Here is a 21,764-nt window from a genome sequence, read left to right as displayed (position 1 = left end):
GCAGGTCAGGCTTTGGGCCGGGGGCGCAGGCCGTGCATGCCGCCGTCGACGGCGAGCACGGTGCCGGTGGTGCTGCTCGCGAGGGGACTGGCCAGGTAGGCGATCGCGGCTGCCACCTCCTCCGCGCTGACCAGCCGCCCCATCGGCTGGCGCTGCTCCAGCGCGCGCCGCTCGGCCTCGGGGTCCGGCGCGGCGTCGAGCAGCCGCTGCACCCAGGGGGTGTCGGCGGTGCCCGGGTTGACGCAGTTCACGCGGATCCCGTCGGGGAGGTGGTCGGTCGCCATGGCCAGCGTGAGCGACATGATCGCGCCCTTGGACGCGCTGTAGAGCGCGCGATTCGGCAGGCCCGCCCACGCCGCGATGGAGCAGGTGTTGACGATGGCCGCGTGCTCGGAGGCGCGCAGGTGCGGCAGCGCGGCCCTGGTCACCCGCACCATGCCCAGCAGGTTGACGTCGAGGACGCGCAACCATTCCTCGTCGGGGTTCTGCTCGACGGTGCCGGCCGCGCCGATGCCCGCGTTGTTGACCAGGATGTCGAGGCCGCCGAGCGCCTCCGCCGCCGCGGCGACGGCCGTCCGCACCGCGGCGTCGTCGGTGACGTCCGCGGTGACGCCGACGAACCGGCCCCCGGGCGGCGCGATGTCGAGACAGGCCACCCGCGCGCCGCGGTCGGCGAGCAGGGTGGCGGCGGCGAGGCCGATGCCGGAGCCTCCGCCGGTCACCAGTGCCGCGAGCCCGTCGAACTCTCCCATGACGTTGCCTCGTTCCTCCATCACTCGCCGCTCCAGGCGTCCCCGCCGGGGAAGGCGTACCTGGCGAGCGACTCCGGGCGCATCCGCGCGCTGAACCCCGGCGCGGCCGGCGCCTGGTAGCGACCGCCGGCGATCACCACGGGGTCGACGAAGTGCTCGTGCAGGTGGTCGACGTACTCGATCACCCGGTCCCGCGTGCTGCCGCTGACCGCCACGTAGTCGAACATCGCCAGGTGCTGCACCAGCTCGCACAGGCCGACGCCGCCGGCGTGCGGGCAGACCGGGACGCCGAACTTGGCCGCGAGCAGCAGGATGGCGATGTTCTCGTTCACACCGCCCACGCGGGCCGCGTCGAGCTGCAGGACCGACAGCGAGCCCGACTGCAGCATCTGCTTGAAGACCACGCGGTTCTGCACGTGCTCGCCGGTCGCGACCTTGATCGGGGCCAGGGCCCGGGCGATGGCGGCGTGGCCGAGCACGTCGTCGGGGCTGGTCGGCTCCTCGATCCAGTACGGCTCGAACTCCCGCAGGGCGTTGACCCAGGTGATCGCCGTGCCGACGTCCCAGCGCTGGTTGGCGTCGATAGCGATGCGGAAGTCCGGGCCGCAGACCTCGCGGGCGATGCGCATGCGCCGGACGTCGTCGTCGAGGTCGGCGCCGACCTTCAGCTTGATCTGGGTGAACCCGGCGTCGACCGCCTCCTTGCACAGGCGGCGCAGCTTGTCGTCGTCGTATCCGAGCCAGCCGGGCGAGGTGGTGTACGCCGGGTAGCCTCCGGCCCTGAGATGGGCGATACGCTCGCGCCGTCCCGGCTCGGCCTCCCTCAGCAGGGCGATCGCCTCCCGCGGGGTGATCGCGTCGCTGAGGTAGCGGAAGTCGACCAGCGAGACGAGCTCCTCGGGGGACATCTCGCCGAGCAGCAGCCACAGCGGCTTGCCCTCGATCTTGGCCTTGAGGTCCCACAGGGCGTTGACGACCGCGGAGATCGCCATGTGCATGACGCCCTTCTCCGGGCCGAGCCAGCGCAGCTGGGAGTCGTGCACCATTTCCTTGTAGAGCGCGCCGAGGTCGTCGAGCCGCCGGCCGACCACGAAGGGTTCCAGCGCCTTGATCGCGATGGTCTGCACGTCGTTGCCGCGGCCGATGGTGAACGCGAACCCGTGGCCCTCGACCTCGCCGTCGGTCTTGACCACCACGTAGGCGGCGGAGTAGTCGGGGTCGGGGTTCATCGCGTCGGAGCCGTCGAGCTGGAGCGAGGTGGGGAACCTGATGTCGTGGGTCTCCACCCCGGTGATCACCGGCGCGCTCATGCCTGTCCCATGGTCTGCCGCTGCCGGCCGAGGCCGTCGATCTCCAGCTCCACGACGTCCCCCTTCCTGAGGAACGGCTGCCCCGGCATGCCGAGCGCGACGCCGGCGGGCGTGCCGGTGTTGATGACGTCGCCCGGGTCGAGGACCATGAACCGGCTCAGGTACCGCACGACCTCCGCGACGGTGAAGATCATGTTCTTGGTGTGGCCGTTCTGCCGGACCTCTCCGTTGACGCTCAGCCGCAGGCCGAGGTCCTGCGGATCGGGGACCTCGTCGGCGGTCACGAGCCAGGGGCCGAGCGGGTTGAAGGTCTCGCACGACTTGCCCTTGTCCCACTGGCCGCCCCGCTCCAGCTGGAACTCCCGCTCGGAGACGTCGTTGGAGATGGCGTACCCGGCGACGCAGGCGAGCGCGGCCTCATGGGAGTCGAGGTAGCGGGCGGTGGCGCCGATGACGACCGCCAGCTCGACCTCCCAGTCGGTCTTCACGCTGCCGCGCGGGATCAGCACCTCGTCGTGCGGTCCGACGATCGTGTTGGGTGCCTTCATGAAGACGATCGGCTCGTCGGGGATCGCGGCCCCGGTCTCCTCCGCGTGGTCGCGGTAGTTGAGGCCGATGCACACGATCTTCCCCGGCCGGGCGACGGGCGCCCCGATGCGTCCCTCCCCGTCGAGGAGTGGCAGCTCGTCCTCCAGCAGCGCGCGCTCGACGCGTGCCACCTGCCCGGAGGCGAAGAAGGCTCCGTCGATGTCGGCTCCCTCGCCGAGCAGGCTTCGCAGGTCACGTGGGCGTCCGGCGCTGTCGAGAACGGCGGGGCGCTCCTCTCCGGGCGGCCCGACTCGCAGTAGCTTCACGCGTTTCCCTCGTATTCATCCGATGTCTTCGAAAGGAAAGCCTAACCAGACTGGGTGATACGTCAAGAGTGGCGAGGTCGTCAGGTTTATTCATCGGATGTGAACTTGTGCATTTGGGTCGATTCAGACTGTGACTCAATGGTTACTTTCCGCTGTCGCCCATGGCAGGGATAGTGGCACGGCGGCCGGTCGTCTTGACGTGGATGCGGGGTCGTAATAGAACACGTTTCAGAAAGCGCTTCAAGCAAGCGCTTGATCAAGACCTTGGGCGGAGACATGGACATCAACCTGGTCGACCAGGATCACTACGCGCGGCGGGGGGTGCCGCACGACCAGCTCCAGTGGCTGCGGGCCAACGACCCCGTATTCCGGCACGAGGGCGACGCCGAGCGCGACTGGCCCCCGTTCTGGGCCGTCACGAAACACGAGGACGTCGTCCACGTCTCGCGCCACTCCGAGATCTTCTCCTCCAGCAGGAAGCTCGCGCTGTTCAACGAGATGCCCGAGGAGCAGCGCGAGCTGCAGCGGATGATGATGCTGAACCAGGACCCTCCGGAGCACACCCGCAGGCGGTCCCTGGTCAACCGCGGCTTCACGCCCCGTCAGATCGGCACGCTCGAGCAGCACATCCGCGACATCTGCGAGGGCCTGGTCGACGAGGCCGCCGCCAAGGGGCGGATCGACTTCGTCACCGACATCGCCGCGCCCCTCCCGTTGTACGTCATCTGCGAGCTGCTCGGCGCCCCTGTGGAGGACCGCGACAAGATCTTCGAATGGTCCAACCGCATGATCGGCAGCGAGGACCCCGACTACGCCACCAGCCCCGAGGAGGGGCAGGCCGCCGCCTTCGAGGTCTACGCCTACGCCAACGACCTCGCCGCACGGCGCCGCGAGCGGCCACGGGACGACATCGTCACCAAGCTCCTGCAACCCGGCGAGAACGGCGAGACGCTCACCGAGGACGAGTTCGACCTGTTCGTCCTGCTCCTCGTCGTCGCCGGCAACGAGACGACGCGCAACGCGGCCTCCGGCGGCATGCTGGCCCTGTTCGAGCACCCCGAGCAGTGGGACCGGCTCGTCCGCGACCCCTCCCTCGCGAGCACCGCCGCCGACGAGATCGTGCGCTGGGTGTCACCGGTGAACCTCTTCCGGCGCACCGCCACCCGTGACACCGTCATCCGCGACCGGAAGATCAAGGAGGGTGACAAGGTGGTGGTGTTCTACTCCTCCGCCAACCGCGACGAGGAGGTGTTCTCCGCCCCGTCCACCTTCGACATCGGCCGCGACCCGAACCCCCACATCGGCTTCGGCGGCGGCGGCGCGCACTTCTGCCTGGGCAACCACCTCGCCAAGCTGGAGCTGCGCGTGCTGTTCGAGGTCGTCGCGCGGCGCCTGCCGAACCTCCGCCAGGCGGGCGAGGCCAAGCGGCTGCGGTCGAACTTCATCAACGGCATCAAGACCCTGCCCGTCGAGGTGTGAGCAGAGCTAGTCCGGCAGGCGCAGTCCTGCGATGAGGAGTTCGACCAGCCGGCGCGCGTCGTACCGGGGATCGCTGTCCGCACCTATGCAGAGGTTCCCGACACCGCGCATGAGCTCGTAGGCCTCCAGGCCGGAGCGGATCTCGCCGGCGGCGGCCGCGGCGTCCAGAAGCCGCGTGCACACCGGCACGAGGCGGTCGAGGAAGTAGGCGTGCAGCGTGTCGAAGCCGGCGTTGTCGGACTGCAGCACGGCGGCGAGTCCGTGCTTGGTGACCAGGAAGTCGACGAACAGGTCGATCCAGCGCGCCAGCGCGGCGTAAGGGGTCGCACTGGTCGCCAGCAGGGCCGGACCGGCCTCGGCGCAGGCCTCGATCTGGTGCCGGTAGACGGCGATGATGAGATCCGCCCGCGTCGGGAAATGGCGGTAGATCGTGGCCGTCCCGACGCCGGCCTTGGCCGCGATGTCGCGCACCGGCGCTTCCACGCCCGACGTGACGAAGATCGCGGCAGCCGCGTCGAGCAGGGTCTTCTCGTTGCGCCGGGCGTCCGCCCTTTTGGGCCGGGCCGCGCCTTCGTCGCCGTCGTTCATCATGCCGTTCCCTCCACCACCGGGGTTGCTAAACGGGACAACGTTCCGTATCGTCAATCGGGACAACGTTCCGTTTACTCATGATGCCAGAGCAGAGGCCTGACGACCAGGCCAGGCACCGTCATCACCCATGGAGGAGACACGGTCATGCAGTACCGCACCTTGGGCCGCACCGGCGTACAGGTCAGCACCCTCGCGCTCGGCGCGATGAACTTCGGCACGATCGGGCGCACCACCCAGGACGAGGCCACCGCCATCGTCGACGCCGCCCTCGAGGCCGGGATCAACCTCATCGACACCGCCGACATGTACAGCGGCGGCGCGTCGGAGGAGATGGTCGGCAAGGCCATCACCGGCCGCCGCGACGACATCGTCCTGGCCACGAAGGCGGGCATGCCGATGGGCGAGGAGCGCAACCATCGGGGCGGATCGCGCCGCTGGCTGGTCACCGCGCTGGACGACAGCCTGCGCCGCCTCGGCGTCGACCACGTCGACCTCTACCAGATCCACCGATGGGACCCGAGCACCGGCGACGAGGAGACGCTGTCGGCCCTGACCGACCTGCAGCGCGCGGGGAAGATCCGCTACTTCGGCTCCTCGACCTTCCCGGCCCACCGCATCGTGCAGGCCCAATGGGCCGCCCGCGACAACCACCTGAGCCGCTACGTCACCGAACAGCCCAGCTACTCGATCCTGCAGCGCGGGATCGAGGCCCACGTCCTGCCCGTGACCGAGCAGTACGGGCTGGGCGTGCTGGTGTGGAGCCCGCTGGCCTCGGGCTGGCTGTCGGGCGCCGTCCGCGAGGGCCGGGAGATCACCACCAGCCGCTCGACGTTCATGCCACAGCGCTTCGACACCTCCATCCCGTCCAACCGCGCCCGGCTCGACGCCGTCGAGCGGCTGGCGAAGGTCGCCGACGAGGCCGGTCTGACGATGATCCAGCTCGCGCTCGGTTTCGTGACCGCGCACCCGGGCGTGACCAGCGCGATCATCGGCCCCCGCACCCTGGACCACCTGCACTCGAACCTCGCCGCCGCGGACACGGTGCTCTCCGCCGACATCCTTGACGCCATCGACGCGATCGTCGCCCCCGGCACCGACCTCGCCGCCCACGAGAAGTTCGACACCCCGCCCGCCCTGCTCGACCCGTCGCTGCGCCGCCGCTGATCGTGCGCGCGTCCACAGCCGGAGTACGGGCGGTACTCCTGGAGGCGTACAACGGCCCTGTAGGTGCGCGCCTGAAGACGTAGACGATGTGTCGTCGTACGGCGGACGACGCAGGAGAGCGCATCCGCCACCATCCCGGTTGGACCAATCGACCGAGGAGGTACCGATGCGCAAGGCCTACGTCGCCCTGACCGGCCTGATGCTGCTCGCCGTGGTGCTGCAGTTCTACTTCGCGGCCGTCGGCGCGTTCGACAAGCCGCACACCGACAGCTCGTTCATGCTGCACAGCATGACGGGCATGATGGCGATCCCGTTGTTCTCCCTGCTCGCCACGATCGCCGCGGCCGTGGCGCGGGCGCCGGGCCGGCTGATCGGCATGACGATCCTCCCGCTCGGCCTGATCATCGTCCAGACCCTGATCGTCGCCCTGGGCGGCCTCCTCGACGACGGCGCCGGCAACACCACCACGGCGAGCCTCGCGATCCTCGGGCTGCACGCCCTGAACGGCCTGGCGATCATGGGCGTGTCCGGCATGGTCTTCCGCCAGGCGCGGCTGTTCGCCACGCCGGCCGCCGCGCCCGCCTCATGACCGTCGACGGGCTGATCGCGCTCGACCTGCTCGCCGAAGTCACCGCGGCGGCAGCCTGGTTCGGCGCGGCAGCGGCGGCGGCCGCACGGCGCAGCGGTACGGCGCTGGCCGTCCTCGCCGTCGCGGTCGCGGCCTCCCTGGCGCGGGCCGGGCTGACCGCCGCGCTGGCGTCCGGCGGGGAGTGGTTCGTCCAGGAGAAGGTCACGCTGACCCTGCCCCTGCTGCTGGCGGCCGGGCTCGTCGCGCTGCTCGTGGCCGTCCCCCGGCTGCTGTCCGCCGTCCGGGGCGGGCCGGGGCCGTCCCCCGCCGTCCCGGCGTCGCTGTTCTTCGCGGGGTACGCCGCGGCGGCCGGGCCGGCGGTGACGCTCCTGGCCGGCTACCCGGCGACGTGGAGCATCGCGGTGTTCACCATCGGGCTGGTCGCGGCCGCGGCGCTGTTCACCTGGCGCGTCCTTTCCGCCTCGGTCTCCGGCGGCCACGGCGCGCCGCCGGGGAGGGCCGGCACGGTGGCCGGTGCGGCGGCCCTCATCGTGGGCCTACTCGGGATCGGCCTCGCGTTCGTCCCCGGGGAGACGAGCGACACCGGAGGAGGCCCGCCGGAGGGCGGCCACATGAGCGGCGGGGACGCCACCATGCACCACGCCACCGGGACGCCGGTGACCGCGTTGCGCGGCCCGTCCGGCCCCACCGGCGGCGGGACGGTCCGCCGGTACACCCTGACCGCTCGCACCGCGACCGTCCGGCTGGCGTCGGGGCGCCAGGTGGCGGCGTGGACGTTCGACGGCCGCGTACCGGGGCCGCCGATCACGGCGACGCGGGGTGACCTGGTGGAGGTACGGCTGCGCAACGCCGACATCACGGCGGGCGTGACCCTGCACTGGCACGGGTACGACGTGCCGTCGGGCGAGGACGGCGTCCCGGGCCTGACGCAGGAGGCCGTGATGCCCGGGCAGGAGTTCGTGTACCGGTTCCGGGCCGAGCAGGCGGGAACCTACTGGTACCACACCCACGAGGTGTCCGACCAAGGCGTCAGGATGGGCCTGTACGGCACGTTGCTGGTCACTCCCCCGAAGACGAACGGCCCCCCGACCGGGACCACGAACCACCCCGGGACGACAAGCCGCACCACGAGCCACACCACGGCCGAGACGGCAGGCCGCGGCACGACCGGGACGACGGGAGCGGCTCCGGGGGCCGCTGGAGCCGTGGCACCCGGCGTCGATCTCACCCTCCCCGTGCACACGTTCTCGGGCGTCCTGGCGCTCGGCGACCAGGACGGTCCGTACGAGCGGCGGGTGGCGCCCGGCGCGGCCGTACGGCTGCGGTTGATCAACACCGACAACACCCCGCACCGGTTCGCCCTGACCGGGACCTCCTACCGTGTGGCGTCCATCGACGGCAGGGATCTCAACGACCCCGGCGAGCTGAGCCGGGTGGCCCTGCGCCTGCCCGCCGGGAGCCGCTACGACCTGGTCTTCCCCATGCCGTCCACCCCTGTGGCCCTGCTGGCGGACGACGGCGCGGACACCCTGCGGCTCACCCCCGACGCCTCGGCCACGCCCCCGCCCGGCGACTCCCCAGGCGGTTCCACCCCAGCCCCCGCCGGCTCCCCCGTCAGCCCCACGGACTCCGCAGGTGGCTCCACTCCACCGGCGATCGGCTCCCGCGGTCCTGGAGGGACGCGGGACACCTCGGGGTGGCCCGAGTTCGACCCGCTCAGGTACGGCACGCCGGCCGCAACGCCGTTCGGCGCGCGCAGTCACTTCGACCGGAGCTTCACGATGGTGCTGGACCGGGGGCTCGCCCTGTCCGGCGGCCGTCCGATGTACGCGCACACGGTGAACGGCCGGGCGTTCCCGTCCATCCCCACCCAGCTCGTCCGCGAAGGCGACCTGGTCCGGGTGACCGTCGTCAACAGGGGCCGTGAGACCCACCCATGGCACCTACACGGGCACACCGTCCTCGTACTGTCCCGGGACGGCCGCGCTCCGACGGGCAGCCCGCTGTGGCTGGACACCTTCGACGTGCGGCCGGGCGAGGTGTGGGAGGTCGCCTTCAGGGCCGGCAACCCGGGCATGTGGATGAACCACTGCCACAACCTCGGGCACGCGGACCTCGGCATGGCGCTGCACCTCGCCTACGAAGGAGTGACGACACCCTTCCACGGCGCCCACGGCGGCTGACAGCGGCGGGGACGCCCCCGACAGCACGGATACCCCAGCCGGTCCGACGGCGGTTCGGCTCAGCGGTCGGGTGTGGTGCTTCAGTCGGCGCCGGGCCGGCGGGACGGTGTGCGATGAAGCCGGCGCCGCCGTACGGCGGGCAACGCAAGGAGCCTGCGACGGGAGGGGGACGATCAGTCGTACTTGACGGTGGAGACAGGGTGGCCGTCGGAGCAGCGGATCTCGAGCTCCGTCCTGGAGCTTTCCGTCTCGAACCTCACCCGCACCTTCTCCCGGGGGCCCCGCTCGGCGTCCTTGACCTCGTATCCCTGGGCGGGCGTCCAGGACTGCAGGGTGACCAGGCCACCGTCGCAGCGGGCCACCACCACGCCGCCGCGCGCCGCCAGCGCCTTGCTCCGCGCCTGTCCGGACGTCCCGCCGGAGGACGAGGCAGAGGACGCCCGAGGAGACGGTGCAGGGGACGACGGCGAGGGAGAGGCGTCCGGGAGGGCGGAGGAGTCGCCCGGGCCGGTGGAGGAGGAAGCGTCCGGGGTGGCGGAGGAGGAGGCGTCCGGAGTGGTGGAGGGGGAGGTGTCCAGGGCGCGTCGTACGTCGGCGGCCGAGAGGGCGCGTGTGGCCGAACCGGTCATCGCCTCGCCGAGGAAGCCGGTGACGACGACACCCGCGCCGGTGGCCGCCAGCACGACACCGAGCCATCCGGACACGGCCAGGAGCACACGCAACTTCATGCGCAGATCCTCCCCGACCGGACGCTAATAGGGGGTTAAGGGCACCATAACGCCCTTATGTCCATGCCGCCGGACCGGTTACCGTAACCGCACATGGCTACCGTCCTGCTCGTCGAGGATGACGCGACGATCCGCACCGCTCTCATGCGAGGCCTGCGTGACCGCGGTCACGCGGTGTCCTCCGCCCCCACCGCGATGGACGGCCTGCGGCAGGCCCTCGCGGAACGCCCCGACCTGATCGTGCTCGACCTCGGCCTGCCCGACCTGGACGGCACCGAGATGCTGCGCATGCTGCGCGCGGTCAGCCGGGTACCGGTGATCGTGGCCACCGCGCGGGACGGCGACGCCGAGATGGTCCGGCTGCTCGACGCCGGAGCCGACGACTACGTGGTCAAGCCCTTCAGCGCCGCCCAACTGGACGCCCGGGTCCGGGCCGTGCTCCGCCGCGGCGCCGAGAGCCGTACCGACTCCTCGGTGAGCGTCGGAGAGCTGCGGCTGGACCCGCGCAGCCGGGAGGCCCGCCTCGGCGGCGCGCTCCTGGACCTCACGCCGCGGGAGTTCGACCTGCTGCACTACCTGGCCGCCCGCCGCGGCGAGGTGGTGACCAAGCGGGAACTGCTCACCGAGGTGTGGCAGGTGCCCTACGGCGGGGCGGACAAGACCGTGGACGTCCACCTGTCGTGGCTGCGCCGCAAGCTCGGCGAGACGGCCCAGGAGCCGCGCTACCTGCAGACCGTGCGCGGTGTCGGGGTCAAGCTGGTCGACCCGTCGTGAGGCGCTGGCTCGCGCTGCTCGTCGCGGCGACCACGTCCCTGGTGCTGATCGCCCTGCTCGTACCGCTGGGACTGCTGGTCAGGGCCCTGGCGGAGAGCAGCGCCGTCACCCAGGCCACCGCGGAGGCGCAGTCGGTCGCCGCGTCCGTGGGCGGCGCGGACACCACGGCGCTCGCGCTGACCGCCGAGCGGACCGCCGCGTCGGGCGGACACCCGATCACCGTGTTCCTTCCCGGAGGGCAGGTCGTGGGCGCCCAGGCGCCCAGGTCGCCTGCCGTGGAACTGGCCGCGCGGGGGCAGAGCCTGACGGCCGAGACGCCGTCCGGGCTGGAGGTGCTGGTCGCCGTCCAAGGGCTGCCCGGCGGTACGGCGGTGGTGCGGGCGTATCTGAGCGAGGACGACCTGCGTCGCGGGGTGAGCCAGGCGTGGACCGGCATGCTGGTGCTCGGGCTGGTCCTGATCGGAGTGGGCATCCTGGTGGCCGACCGGCTGGCCCTCGCCCTGACCCGTCCCATGACCCAGCTGGCCCGCGTGTCGCACCGGCTGGCCGCCGGGGACCTCGACGCGCGGACCACGCCGGGAGGTCCCCCCGAGGTACGCGAGGTGGCGCGGGCCCTGGACCATCTCGCGGGCCGGATCACCGACCTGCTCGCCGAGGAACGCGAGACGGCCGCCGACATCTCCCACCGGCTGCGGACGCCGCTGACCGGGCTGCGGCTGGAGGCCGAGTCGCTGGCCGACCCGGAGGAGGCCGCGCGGCTCGGCGCCCGCGTCGACGCGCTCGAACGCGCCGTCACGTCGGTCATCACGGACGTACGCCGCCGGTCCAGCGAGCAGGAGAGCTGTGACGCCAGGGCGGTGGTGGCCGAGCGTGTCAGGTTCTGGTCGGTCCTGGCGGAGGACCAGGGACGGCCGAACGACCTCGACCTGCCGCCGGGGCCGCTGCCGGTGGCGGTGGGCGCCGCCGAGCTGTCGGCCTGCGTGGACGCGCTGCTCGGCAACGTGTTCGCCCACACCCCGGAGGGGGCCGCCTTCTCCGTACGGCTGGTGGCCACCGGCGGCGGGGCCCGGCTGGAGGTCGCCGACTCCGGGCCGGGCTTCGGGCACCGCGGCGCCCCTCTCGAACGTGGCGCCAGCGGCGCGGGGTCCACAGGGCTGGGGCTCGACATCGCCCGGCGGACCGCCGAGACGTCCGGCGGCGCCCTGCGTCTGGAGGCGTCCCGGAGCGGCGGCGCCATGGTGGTGCTGGAGCTCGGCTCCCCCTTAGCGACTCCTTAACGTCGCCGCAGCGCGGGCTTAGCGGGGTGGGCGCGAGCCTTGGGCACATGACGAACACACAGCGCATCAGCAAGGCCGCGAAGCTCACGATCGCCGGCGTCGGCGTCCTCGCCGTCCTCGGCACCGGGGCGGTGACCGCCTCGGCCGCGACCGCACTCGACACCCCCGCCGCGACCGGGCTCGGCGCCCCCGCCGTGACCTCCACGGTCCGGACCGCCTCCGCCGCTTCCCACGGGGCCGACGACGTCCCGTCCGTTTCCGCCACGCGGTCGGCCACGGCCGGGATCGGCTACCGGCAGGCGGTGAGGGTCGCCAAGAAGCGCGTCCCCGGCGCCAGGGTCACGAAGGTCGAGCGCGAGTGGGAGCACGGCCACCGCGTCTGGAAGGTCGAACTGCGCGACGGCCGCGCCGAGTACCGCGTCTACGTCTCCGTGAAGACCGGCAAGATCATCGAGTTCCGCCAGAAGCACGACGACTGACACCCGGTTCCCCTCGCCCGGGAACCCCTCCCGGGCGAGGGACCGACCCGCCGTCACCCGCGGGGGAGCTCCAGCGCGGTTCGGCTGGTCAGCTGGGGTTTTCGGCGTGGGTGAGGGTTTCCCAGGCGAGGAAGCGGTCGTCGGAGCCGGAGGGGCGGGTCGTGGTGACGTACTGGGCGGTCTTGGACATCGCGATGCCGAGGCGGTTGTGCAGGGCGTTGTAGCCGATCTCGGCGACCGGGCCGAGGCCGAGGTTCACCTTGCCGCCGCACAGCCACGACGGCACCGCGGCGCCGAGTTCGTACGCCGCGTGGAAGCCGAGCGCGTGCCGCAGCCGGTCCTTGCCCTCGGCGTACAGGTCGACGCCCTGGAGTCGGGCGGTCTCGGCGACGTGGACGGCGGCGTCGATGCCCCACCCGGTGTGCCCGAAGTCGCGGCAGGTCTCCTGGCTGAGCCCGTCGACGAACGTCTTCTGCCCCTGCCAGTAGTCGATCAGTTCGGCTCCGGTGTCCTTGCCGGCTCCGGGCGGCGGGACGGGGAGCGGGCCGTCCGACTTGAGGTAGATGTACGCCGGGAGCCGCTTGCGCCAGGTGCCCACGGCCGTGTCGAACGACGCCCTGTCGTCGAGGAAGACCGCGATGCCGATCGCGGCGTCGGTCATGATGAGTTCCCAGTTGCCGTTCTTGGCCGGGGCTCCCTTGATGACCAAGGGGAGGTAGACGGTCCGGAGCATGGTGGCGAACCTGCCCGCGTTCGGCCACGTGCCGTACAGGTGCTTGATGATCTCCGCGGCCCGAGACCAGGACGCGCCCGACCAGCCGGTCTGCAGGGGGGCGTTCGAGTTGGTGTGCTCCTTGATCACCGGCGACCAGGCGTCCATGATCGCGATGGACTTCTCGGCGTACCGGACGTCCTTGGTGATCGCCCACATCAGCGCGTCGGTGTAGGCGGCGAGGGCGTCCTCACGCTCATCCGAGCAGCCGTTGTTCGGGTTGGAGCCGGACCCGCACTCGACGTTCGCGCGGGGCTTCGGGGTGCGGCTGAGCGAGGCGTACCTGCTCGCCTTCATCTTCGCGAAGGCCGTCTTCCACGGCTCGGCTCCGGCCGCGACCTTGCCCGCGACGAAGCCGAGGCCTTCCTTGCCGACGAGGACGCCGGGATGGGTGAAGGAGGCCGCCTTCACGGCGACGGGACGGGCTTGGGCGTCCGCCTGGGTCCCGGCGAGTGCTCCCGAGAGGAGGAGGACCGTGCCGGTGAGCCCGCTGACGATCAGACGTCGTGGCATCTTGCGCTCCCGCTGGGGGTCGAGGGCGTGGACCACTTGTGTGGTGACTGCCGATCCAACTGACGCCGGGACTCAGTGGTCAAGTGCTGCGCGATGAATCGTAAGGCTCGTTTACAAAGTGTGGCCGGAACGCAAGGGGAAGCGAGCTTACGGCCAGGAGGAGTCCTGGTCGGGGTCGCCGCCGTCGGACAGGAGCTTGATGTCCGACTCGACCATCATGGCGACCAGGTCCTCGAACGGCACCGAGGGCTCCCAGCCGAGCTGCACGCGCGCCTTCTTGGGGTCGGCGCACAGCAGGTCGACCTCGGCGGGACGGTGCAGCGCCTGGTCGGCGACGACGTACCGCTCCCAGTCGAGCCCGGCGGCCTCGAACGCGGCGACGACCAGCTCCCGCACCGACTGGGTGCGGCCGGTGCCGATGACATAGTCCTCGGGCGCGTCGGCCTGGAGCATCAGGCGCATGGCCTGCACGTAGTCGCCGGCGTAGCCCCAGTCGCGCCGGGCCGACAGATTGCCCAGTCGCAGTTCGGAGGCGAGGCCGAGCTTGATCCGCGCCGCGCCCAGGCTCACCTTGCGGGTGACGAACTCCGCGCCGCGCCGGGGCGACTCGTGGTTGAACAGGATCCCGGAGACGGCGAACATGCCGTACGACTCGCGGTAGTTCTGGGTGAGGAAGTGCCCGTAGGCCTTGGCGACGCCGTACGGCGAGCGCGGATGGAAGGGAGTGCGCTCGTTCTGCGGCGTCTCGCGCACCTGCCCGAACATCTCCGAGGACGAAGCCTGATAAAAGCGGATCTGTCCGGAGCCTGCCGCCCGGGAGGACGTGATCCCCGAGCACACCCTGATGGCCTCCAGCATGCGAAGCACGCCCATGCCGGTCACCTCGGCCGTCAGCTCGGCCTGCTCCCACGACATGGGGACGAAGGAGATGGCGCCGAGGTTGTAGACCTCGTCCGGCTGAACACGTTCCACGGCGGAGATGAGGGAGCCCTGGTCGAGCAGGTCGCCGCGCACAAGCTGCACGTCCTGCAGGAGCTTGCGGACCCGCGAGACCCGGGGGTTGGCCTGCCCTCGCACGAGGCCCCAGACGTCGTATCCCTGGTCGAGCAGGTGTTCGGCGAGGTAGGAGCCGTCCTGCCCGGTGATGCCAGTGATCAGCGCACGCCTGGCCAACAGGTCCTCCTGGTTCCTCGGGCTTGGCGGCTTGGATGGCTTCACCCGAACTTCGAGCTGTAAGACGCGAATGTACCGCCATGCCCCCGGTGGAGCGCTACGGGTGACGGACCGGCCCGCCGACCCTCCATAGAACCCGTTCTACCGAGCAGCGCTCGGTCAGCCTAACTTCCCAGCTCGCGGCCACTGAGCGTGATGTGAGGCACAATTCCATGTCTACCCCAAGATGGTAGTCTTCGCGTCTAAGATCAGCTTTCGCGGTACATGCCCACTTGTGGGCGGCTACCGAGCACCGCCTTGAAAGGGGTGTCCGTGGAGGTTCCAGACGACGCGCGAGAGCACGGACCGTACGGAACGAACCAGCCGGAAGGCACCGAAGGGCGGCTGCGCGTCGCCCTGCTGTCGTACCGCAGCAAGCCCACCTGCGGCGGCCAGGGCGTCTACCTGCGCCACCTCAGCCGCGAACTCGTCGCCCTCGGACACTACGTCGAGGTGTTCTCCGGCCAGCCGTACCCCGAGCTGGACGAAGGCGTCGTACTGACCAAGGTGCCGAGCCTGGACCTCTACCGCGACGAGGACCCGTTCCGCACCCCCAAACGGGACGAGTACCGCGACTGGATCGACATGCTCGAGGTCGCCACGATGTGGACGGCCGGCTTCCCCGAGCCCCTGACCTTCAGCCTGCGGGCACTGCGCGCGCTGAAGAAGCGCCGGGGCGACTTCGACGTCGTGCAGGACAACCAGACGCTCGGCTACGGCGTGCTCGGCATCCAGAAGCTGTTCCCCGTCGTCGGCACCATCCACCACCCGATCAGCGTCGACCGCCGCATCGAGCTGCAGGCCGCGCCGCTGCGCAAGCAGCTGTCGATGCGCCGCTGGTACGGCTTCGTGCGCATGCAGAGCATCGTCGCGCCCCGCCTGAAGCCGATCCTCACCGTCAGCGAGTCGAGCCTCGCCGACATCCACCGCGACTTCAACGTGCCGCAGAGCAGCATGCGGCTCATCCCCCTCGGCGTCGACACCCGGTACTTCCACCCGCGTCCGCACCTGCCCAGGCGCAAGGGCTCGATCGTCGCCGTCGCCAGCGCCGACTCCCCGATGAAGGGCGTCGCCACCCTGCTGCGCGCCGTCGCCAAGCTCGCCACCGAACGCGACGTGAACCTCACCGTCGTCAGCAAGCCCACCCCCGGCGGGCCGACCGAGAAGCTCGTCCAGGAGCTCGCCCTCGGCGACCGGGTGCGGTTCGTGCACGGCATCTCCGACGACGAGCTCGGCGAGCTCATCGCCACCTCGGAGATCTCGGTCGTGCCGTCGCTGTACGAGGGCTTCTCGCTGCCCGCCGTCGAGCACATGGCCTGCGCGACCCCGCTCGTCGCCAGCCGGACGGGCGCGCTTCCCGAGGTCGTCGGCGACGCGGCGATCCAGGTCGCGCCGGGCGACCCCGAGGAGCTCGCCTCGGTGCTGCGCCGCCTGCACGACTCGCCGGAGGAGCGCGAACGCGTGGGCCGGGCCGGCTACGACCGGGTGATGGAGAGGTACACCTGGCAGGTCGTCGCCAAGCGCACCGTCGAGGCGTACCGCGAGGCCATCGCGGCCCGCAAGCAGGAGAAAGGGCGGCGATGACCGCTCTCGGCACGGCGAAGGGTCGCCGGACGGCGACCCCGGCAAGGCGAAAGGGGAGCGGTAAGTGCTGACCGTCGACTTCGGGAGGCTCCCGGTCGGGCCCGGTGTCCGCGTGCTCGACCTCGGGTGCGGCGGTGGCCGTCACGCGTTCGAGGTGCTGCGGCGCGGCGCGGACGTCGTGGCGTTCGACCAGGACGCCAAGGAGCTGGAGAACGTCGCGAGCATGTTCGCCGCGATGGACAAGGCGGGCGAGGTGCCGGAGGGCGCCAGCGGCGAGACCGTGACCGGCGACGCGCTGGCGATGCCGTTCCCCGACGCGTCGTTCGACCGGGTGATCGCGGCCGAGGTGCTGGAGCACATCCCGGACGACATGGCGGCGATGCGCGAGATCCACCGCGTGCTCAAGCCGGGCGGCCACGCGGCCGTCACGGTGCCGAGCTTCCTGCCCGAGCGCATCTGCTGGGCACTGTCGGAGGCGTACCACACGGCGCCCGGCGGGCACGTGCGGATCTACACCCTCGCCGAGCTGACCGCGAAGCTGAAGTCGATCGGCATGGAGATCGGCCCCCACCACTACGCCCACGGCCTGCACTCGCCCTACTGGTGGATCAAGTGCGCCGTCGGCGTCGACGACAACGACCACCCGCTCGCCAAGGCGTACCACGAGCTGCTGGTCTGGGACATCATGAAGCGCCCGGCCGCCACCCGGATCGCGGAGGCCGTGCTCAACCCCCTCATCGGTAAGAGCGTGGTCCTCTACGTCCGGAAGCCCGCATGACCGAACCGGCCGCCGTCCCCTCCCCCGGCCACCCGTCGACCCTGCCGTCCGTGCCCGGGGTGATCACCGCCGAGCAGGTGGTCGCCACGGCGCGGAGCATCGCGGCCGTACAGGAGCCCGACGGCGGGGTGCCGTGGCCGGAGGGGCACGTCGACGCGTGGAACCACGTCGAGTGCCTCATGGCGATGACGGTGGCCGGCCTCACCGCCGAGGCCAGGAAGGGCTACGACTGGCTGCTGCGCCACCAGCGCGACGACGGGTCGTGGCCGATGAAGGTGCTGCGCGGCGAGCCGCTTGAGACGAACGGCGAGAGCAACCACGCCGCCTACGTCGCCGTCGGCGTCTGGCACGACCTGCTGGTCACCGGCGAGGAGGACTTCGCCCGCGCGATGTGGCCGATGGTGCGCAAGGCGCTCGACTTCGTCGTCGGCCTGCAGACCGCGCGCGGCGAGATCGTGTGGGAGCGTACGGCGTCGGGTGCGCCGGGGGCGTACGCCCTGCTCACCGGCTGCTCCTCGATCCACCAGGGACTGCGCTGCGGCGTGCTGCTCGGGGAGTACCTCGACGAGCCGCAGCCCGACTGGGAGCTGGCCGTCGACCGTCTCGGCCACGCCCTCACCGACCACCCGGAGGCGTTCGCCGACAAGAGCCGGTTCTCCATGGACTGGTACTACCCGATCCTCGGCGGCGCGGTGCGCGGGCAGGCCGCGGCGCGACGGCTGGAGGAGGAGTGGGAGACGTTCGTCGTCCCCGGCCTCGGCGTCCGCTGCGTGTCCGACCAGCCGTGGGTGACGGGGGCCGAGTCGTGCGAGCTGGCGCTCACCCTGGACGCGGCGGGCGACCGTGAGCGCGCCCTGGCCGTCTACCGCGACATGCAGCACCTGCGGCACGCGGACGGCTCGTACTGGACCGGCTGGCAGTTCGTCAACGAGAAGCACTTCCCGCACGAACAGTCGGCGTACACGGCCGCCGCCGTCGTCCTCGCCGCCGACGCCCTCTCGGGCACCACCCCCGGCGCCTCCATCTTCCGCGACGCCGCCGCCCGCACCCCCACCCCCGCCACCGACCCCGAAGCCTGCGGCTGCTCCCCGGCCTCCAGCCGGACTTAGCTCTCCCCACGTTCACCAGAGAGTGAGATTCGCGATACGGAGTGTTGACGAAACTGCGCTTGGATCAAGATAAGAAATTTATTATCCTGGAGTGCAGTGGCAGATAGTGATCATTCCGGAGGTTCGCGACTGGCTTCATGAGCTGCGGAAGGGCGACAGACAAACGCTCAAGCTGATTGCCGCCGCCCTCGATCGAATCTGCGAGGAGGGGCCGGGCTTGGGGCGTCCGCTGGTAGACACACTTCAGGGTTCGACCATCCGCAATCTCAAGGAACTCAGACCCGGATCAAGCGGGCGGAGTGAGGTTCGCTTGCTCTTCGTCTTCGACCCGTGGCGTCAGGCCGTCTTCCTGGTCGCGGGCGACAAGTCCGGCAACTGGGAACGCTGGTACGACGAGGCGATCGAGATGGCAGAGAAGCGCTTCGCCCGCTATCTGAAGGAGAGAGAGCAATGAACGAACAACCTGTGACGTGGGAGGAGTTGCGTTCCGAGCTCATTGGACCAGAGGATGAGCAGGAGATCGCCGAACTCCGCAACGAGTTGATAGCCCGGCAGCGGGCCTATCAACTCGCCGAGGCCAGACGGAAGCTCGGTCTGCGCCAGGAGGACATCGCCCAGGCGATGGGAGTGTCCCAGGCCCGCATCTCACAGATCGAGAACGGCGTGATCAGCGAGGTCGCCACACTCGCCGCTTATGTGGCTGCCCTGGGAGGGCAGCTTAAGATCGTGGCGGACTTCGGGGAGTCGATCATGGTCCTCGACGCTCCGCGCGGACGTCGTACCGGATGACAGCCGAAGCGAAGACACCGTCATCCACAAGCTGGGTACAGGACGTCGGCTAAGGATGGAAATCCGGTAGGGAGGACCCCGGCCGAAGCCGCCGCACTGGCAGGTGCCGTGGCCGGAGATCCGGGACGCCTTCGCCTGGGTACGGCGCCTCGCGGACGTGCCGCAGGACGCGGTCCACCACGCCGAGGGCGACGTCGAGACGCACACGCGGATGGCCTGCGAGGCCCTGGCCTCCCTTCCGGAATGGCGGTCCCGCCCGCCCGGCGAGCGCGTACGGCTGTTCGCCGCCGTCCTCATGCACGACATCGCCAAGCCCGACTGCACACGCACCGAGGACGACGGCCGGATCACCGCGCACGGCCATTCACGCCGCGGCGACCTGGCCGTGCGCCGCGTCCTGTGGGAACTGGGCGCGCCCATCGCCTGGCGCGAGCACGTGGCCGGGCTGGTGCGCCACCACCAGGTGCCGTTCTGGGCCCTGGAACGCTCCGACCTGCAGAAGCCCGTGCTGTACGCGCGCAACCGCGCCCGCACCTCACCCGTCCCCGACGCGGTCATCGACCGGCTCGCCGGCCGCTGGGAGCTCCCCGACCCGACCGAGGCCCACCAGGTCCACTGGCTCTCGACGGCCTGAGCCGCACATGACCGGGACGTCTCGACCTCAGCGGGGGGACGACGCAGGCGGCCCGTGAAATCGAATGCGGGCATCGGCGGAGTAGCAGGTGTAAGCCATCGAAGGGACACCTGTCGTATGACCGCTCCACCGAAGGTCCTCCAGCGGCGTCACGCCGGTCGAACAGTTCCGTACCCCGCCGTCGCCGCTGCTCCCAGGGCCGCCAGGAGGTCGCGTTGCGCGTCCATCTAGCGGTCGCGGCCAAGCGTGCGGGGGTCCCGCTGCCGCCCGTGGTGCTCGACGCGGCGCGCCAGGCCATCACACGCGCCTTCCCCGTGCCCGCCGAGACCGTGACCGCGAGCGAATGGCGGTCGGCCGCGGGCGACACGGCGCTGCTCTCCTGGTCGAACGAGCCCGAGGGGCACGGGTTACCGATCGTGTGCTCGGGGGCCGGCCGGGTGGCGGGCCTCACCGGGCACCTGGCCGAGCCCGCCGAGGTGGACCGGTTGCTGGCGGCTCCCCGCCTGGGAGAGACCACCGCCCGTACCGGCGGCGTCTTCTCGATCTTCCGGGCCGGCGAGGGGGAGGTGGGCGCGGCGACGGGGCTCACGCGGGCGTGTCCCGTCTACTACGCCGAGACCTCCGACGTCCACGTCGTCGGCAGCCGCGCGCTGCTGGTCCACCTCGCCGCCAGGGCGGCCGAGACGGCGTCCAGGCGGCCCGAGATCGTCTGGGACCTGCCCGCGCTGGAGTCGATGGTGCGGGTCGGGTACTTCCTCTCCGACGAGACGCCGTTCCTCGGGGTCGGCGCGTTGCCGCCCGCCGCCGAGATCGTCGTCACCGCCGGCCGCCGTACCATCGGCGCGGCCCCGCTTCCGCCGACCCGCCCGGCGCCGTCCGGAAGGCGCGCGGTGCGCGCCCAGGTCGACGAGCTCGCCGACGCGCTGCTCGCCGCGGTACGGCCGCTGCGGGACACCCCGGAGCCGGTACGACTGTCACTCACCGGGGGCCGTGACAGCCGTCTCCTCGCCGCACTGCTGCACAGGGCGGACATCCCGTTCGTCACGGCGACCTCGGGGCAGGACGACAGCCCCGACGTCGTGATCGCCAGGCAGGTCGCGGACGCGCTGGGCGTCCGGCACGACGTCGCCCGGCCGAAACGGTCCGAGGACGGCGAGGCGCTCGTCGTCCCGCATCCCCTCGTCCGCGGCCACAACGTGCTGTTCGCGTGCGAGGGCATGATCTCGGTGTACGAGAACATCCCGAACGGCGTGCGGTTCGACCCGACGCCCCGGATGTCCGGCCACGGCGGGGAGATCCTGCGGGGCGGTTTCCTGCAGAACCAGGCCGATCCGGATCCCAAGGCCATCAGGCGCAGGGTGGACGGCTTTTTCGGCAAGAACACCGACCTGCTGACCGAGGAGGCCAAGGAGCACGCCCGTGCCCTGGCGTCCCCCTGGCAGGATCGCTGCCGGGACGACGGCGCGAAGGTGCTCGACGACCTCTATCTGACGTACCGCGTGGGCCGCTGGCACGCCGCCTCCCGCGCGTCGCTGCTGCGCGGCCAGAATCCCGTCCCGCCGTTCCTCGACAATCTGGTCGTCCGGACCGCGCTGAGCATGGATCCGATGTGGCGGCGATCCGAAGAGCTCATCCACGGCGTGATCACCGCTTTCGCGCCCTCGCTGCGCGACGTCCCCATCGAGGGCACACCGTGGCGATTCACCACCGACTCCCCCGCCCGGGGGCTGATGGACCGGCTCCGGCGCCGGTTCGCCACCACGCCCGGCGGCCCTTCCGAGGCCGGGCCGTCCAGGGCCGCCCCGGGCGAGAAGCCGTGGAACTGGCGGACGAAGCCCTCACGCGAGCTGACCGACCTGCTGTGCGCGGCGGTCAACGGCGCGCGAGAGGCACCAGGGACCGACGGGCTCGCGCGCATCGTCGACGGGGCCGGCGCGGCGCGGCTGCCGGAGCTGCTGGTGAAGCAGCGGATGGACGTCCTGTGGCACCTGTACACGGTGTCGGTGATGCTGACGGACGCCTTCTCGACACCCGTCGCTCCCGGGCTCCCGCCGCTGCGCATCCCCTCACCGCGCCCCGGCGGTCAGTGACGGCGGCTGTCGCCGCAGGACGGCGGTCGTATACGTCCGGGTGATGGGACGCTGTTATGACCAGCGGCATTGATCCTCCTGACTGCCGTTGTCATGATGCCTG

At 71.2% G+C, this 21,764-nt stretch carries 20 protein-coding genes and 1 pseudogene; 14 read left to right on the top strand and 7 right to left on the bottom strand.

The window, feature by feature from the left end:
- Positions 1 to 5: 5 nt before the first annotated feature.
- From KIK05_RS05560 to KIK05_RS05550, 3 genes are read right to left on the bottom strand one after another with little or no spacing between them, the layout of a single operon-like run.
- Positions 6 to 773 (bottom strand): SDR family NAD(P)-dependent oxidoreductase, encoded by a 768-nt coding sequence (locus tag KIK05_RS05560; protein WP_250562356.1) that lies wholly within the window; start codon positions 771 to 773, stop codon positions 6 to 8.
- Positions 773 to 2,062 carry an L-fuconate dehydratase gene (locus tag KIK05_RS05555; protein ID WP_214409461.1) on the bottom strand — a complete coding sequence of 430 codons (1,290 nt, stop codon included), beginning with the start codon at positions 2,060 to 2,062 and terminating at the stop codon, positions 773 to 775. The genes KIK05_RS05560 and KIK05_RS05555 overlap by 1 nt, the downstream gene beginning before the upstream one ends.
- Positions 2,059 to 2,916, bottom strand: coding sequence for a fumarylacetoacetate hydrolase family protein (locus tag KIK05_RS05550; protein WP_214409460.1), 858 nt, complete (start codon positions 2,914 to 2,916; stop codon positions 2,059 to 2,061). The genes KIK05_RS05555 and KIK05_RS05550 overlap by 4 nt, the downstream gene beginning before the upstream one ends.
- A 252-nt stretch (positions 2,917 to 3,168) precedes the next feature.
- Here KIK05_RS05550 and KIK05_RS05545 point away from each other — a divergent pair, with 252 nt between their 5' ends.
- Positions 3,169 to 4,395, top strand: coding sequence for a cytochrome P450 (locus tag KIK05_RS05545; protein WP_250562299.1), 1,227 nt, complete (start codon positions 3,169 to 3,171; stop codon positions 4,393 to 4,395).
- Positions 4,396 to 4,401: 6 nt separating this feature from the next.
- Here KIK05_RS05545 and KIK05_RS05540 read toward each other — a convergent pair whose 3' ends face one another.
- Positions 4,402 to 4,986, bottom strand: coding sequence for a TetR/AcrR family transcriptional regulator (locus KIK05_RS05540; protein ID WP_250562298.1), 585 nt, complete (start codon positions 4,984 to 4,986; stop codon positions 4,402 to 4,404).
- A gap of 144 nt (positions 4,987 to 5,130) precedes the next feature.
- On the opposite strand from KIK05_RS05540, the gene KIK05_RS05535 reads away from it, so the two are divergent.
- The 3 genes from KIK05_RS05535 to KIK05_RS05525 all read left to right on the top strand — a co-directional run bounded on the left by KIK05_RS05535 (position 5,131) and on the right by KIK05_RS05525 (position 8,922).
- Positions 5,131 to 6,150, top strand: coding sequence for an aldo/keto reductase (locus tag KIK05_RS05535; RefSeq protein WP_214409459.1), 1,020 nt, complete (start codon positions 5,131 to 5,133; stop codon positions 6,148 to 6,150).
- A 166-nt stretch (positions 6,151 to 6,316) separates the two neighbouring features.
- The gene (locus KIK05_RS05530) at positions 6,317 to 6,739 is read left to right on the top strand and encodes a DUF6220 domain-containing protein (RefSeq protein ID WP_214409458.1); all 423 of its coding nucleotides are present in this window, start codon (positions 6,317 to 6,319) and stop codon (positions 6,737 to 6,739) included.
- Positions 6,736 to 8,922: a multicopper oxidase family protein gene (locus KIK05_RS05525; protein WP_214409457.1), complete on the top strand. Its 2,187-nt coding sequence runs from the start codon at positions 6,736 to 6,738 to the stop codon at positions 8,920 to 8,922. The genes KIK05_RS05530 and KIK05_RS05525 overlap by 4 nt, the downstream gene beginning before the upstream one ends.
- Positions 8,923 to 9,095: 173 nt before the next feature.
- Here KIK05_RS05525 and KIK05_RS05520 read toward each other — a convergent pair whose 3' ends face one another.
- Positions 9,096 to 9,650, bottom strand: coding sequence for a hypothetical protein (locus KIK05_RS05520; protein ID WP_214409456.1), 555 nt, complete (start codon positions 9,648 to 9,650; stop codon positions 9,096 to 9,098).
- A gap of 93 nt (positions 9,651 to 9,743) precedes the next feature.
- Here KIK05_RS05520 and KIK05_RS05515 point away from each other — a divergent pair, with 93 nt between their 5' ends.
- The 3 genes from KIK05_RS05515 to KIK05_RS05505 are packed head-to-tail and all read left to right on the top strand — an operon-like array spanning position 9,744 to position 12,180.
- Entirely contained in the window at positions 9,744 to 10,424 is a 681-nt protein-coding gene (locus KIK05_RS05515) for a response regulator transcription factor (RefSeq protein ID WP_214409455.1), read from the top strand.
- Entirely contained in the window at positions 10,421 to 11,701 is a 1,281-nt protein-coding gene (locus KIK05_RS05510) for a sensor histidine kinase (protein WP_214409454.1), read from the top strand. The genes KIK05_RS05515 and KIK05_RS05510 overlap by 4 nt, the downstream gene beginning before the upstream one ends.
- A gap of 47 nt (positions 11,702 to 11,748) precedes the next feature.
- On the top strand, positions 11,749 to 12,180 hold the full coding sequence (locus KIK05_RS05505) for a PepSY domain-containing protein (RefSeq protein WP_214409453.1): 432 nt from the start codon (positions 11,749 to 11,751) through the stop codon (positions 12,178 to 12,180).
- 88 nt (positions 12,181 to 12,268) lie between these two features.
- On the opposite strand, the gene KIK05_RS05500 is transcribed toward KIK05_RS05505, so the two are convergent.
- Positions 12,269 to 13,465, bottom strand: a complete 1,197-nt coding sequence (locus tag KIK05_RS05500) for an alginate lyase family protein (protein WP_214409452.1) — start codon at positions 13,463 to 13,465, stop codon at positions 12,269 to 12,271.
- 147 nt (positions 13,466 to 13,612) lie between these two features.
- Positions 13,613 to 14,638, bottom strand: coding sequence for a GDP-mannose 4,6-dehydratase (locus KIK05_RS05495; protein WP_214409451.1), 1,026 nt, complete (start codon positions 14,636 to 14,638; stop codon positions 13,613 to 13,615).
- Positions 14,639 to 15,022: 384 nt separating this feature from the next.
- Here KIK05_RS05495 and KIK05_RS05490 point away from each other — a divergent pair, with 384 nt between their 5' ends.
- The 7 genes and pseudogenes from KIK05_RS05490 (at position 15,023) to KIK05_RS05460 (ending at position 21,661) form a co-directional block, all read left to right on the top strand.
- A complete protein-coding gene (locus KIK05_RS05490) occupies positions 15,023 to 16,261 on the top strand; it encodes a glycosyltransferase family 4 protein (RefSeq protein ID WP_250562353.1) in 1,239 nt (412 codons plus the stop codon).
- 64 nt (positions 16,262 to 16,325) lie between these two features.
- Positions 16,326 to 17,039, top strand: a complete 714-nt coding sequence (locus KIK05_RS05485; RefSeq protein ID WP_214409449.1) for a class I SAM-dependent methyltransferase — start codon at positions 16,326 to 16,328, stop codon at positions 17,037 to 17,039.
- The gene (locus tag KIK05_RS05480) at positions 17,036 to 18,148 is read left to right on the top strand and encodes a prenyltransferase (RefSeq protein WP_214409448.1); all 1,113 of its coding nucleotides are present in this window, start codon (positions 17,036 to 17,038) and stop codon (positions 18,146 to 18,148) included. The genes KIK05_RS05485 and KIK05_RS05480 overlap by 4 nt, the downstream gene beginning before the upstream one ends.
- 91 nt (positions 18,149 to 18,239) lie before the next feature.
- Entirely contained in the window at positions 18,240 to 18,602 is a 363-nt protein-coding gene (locus KIK05_RS05475; RefSeq protein ID WP_214409447.1) for a type II toxin-antitoxin system RelE/ParE family toxin, read from the top strand.
- Entirely contained in the window at positions 18,599 to 18,937 is a 339-nt protein-coding gene (locus KIK05_RS05470) for a helix-turn-helix domain-containing protein (protein WP_214409446.1), read from the top strand. The genes KIK05_RS05475 and KIK05_RS05470 overlap by 4 nt, the downstream gene beginning before the upstream one ends.
- A gap of 103 nt (positions 18,938 to 19,040) precedes the next feature.
- Positions 19,041 to 19,439, top strand: a pseudogene (locus KIK05_RS05465) (HD domain-containing protein); the annotation flags it as partial.
- Between the two features lie 347 nt (positions 19,440 to 19,786).
- Complete coding sequence (locus tag KIK05_RS05460) at positions 19,787 to 21,661, top strand: asparagine synthase-related protein (RefSeq protein ID WP_214409445.1); 1,875 nt, start codon at positions 19,787 to 19,789, stop codon at positions 21,659 to 21,661.
- Positions 21,662 to 21,764 lie beyond the last annotated feature (103 nt).

This window comes from Sphaerisporangium fuscum (assembly GCF_018531465.1).
In the GTDB taxonomy this organism is placed as follows: Bacteria; Actinomycetota; Actinomycetes; order Streptosporangiales; family Streptosporangiaceae; genus Sphaerisporangium; species Sphaerisporangium fuscum.
Note: the sequence above shows the minus strand (reverse complement) of the source record. Positions and strands in the feature narration are given on the sequence as shown.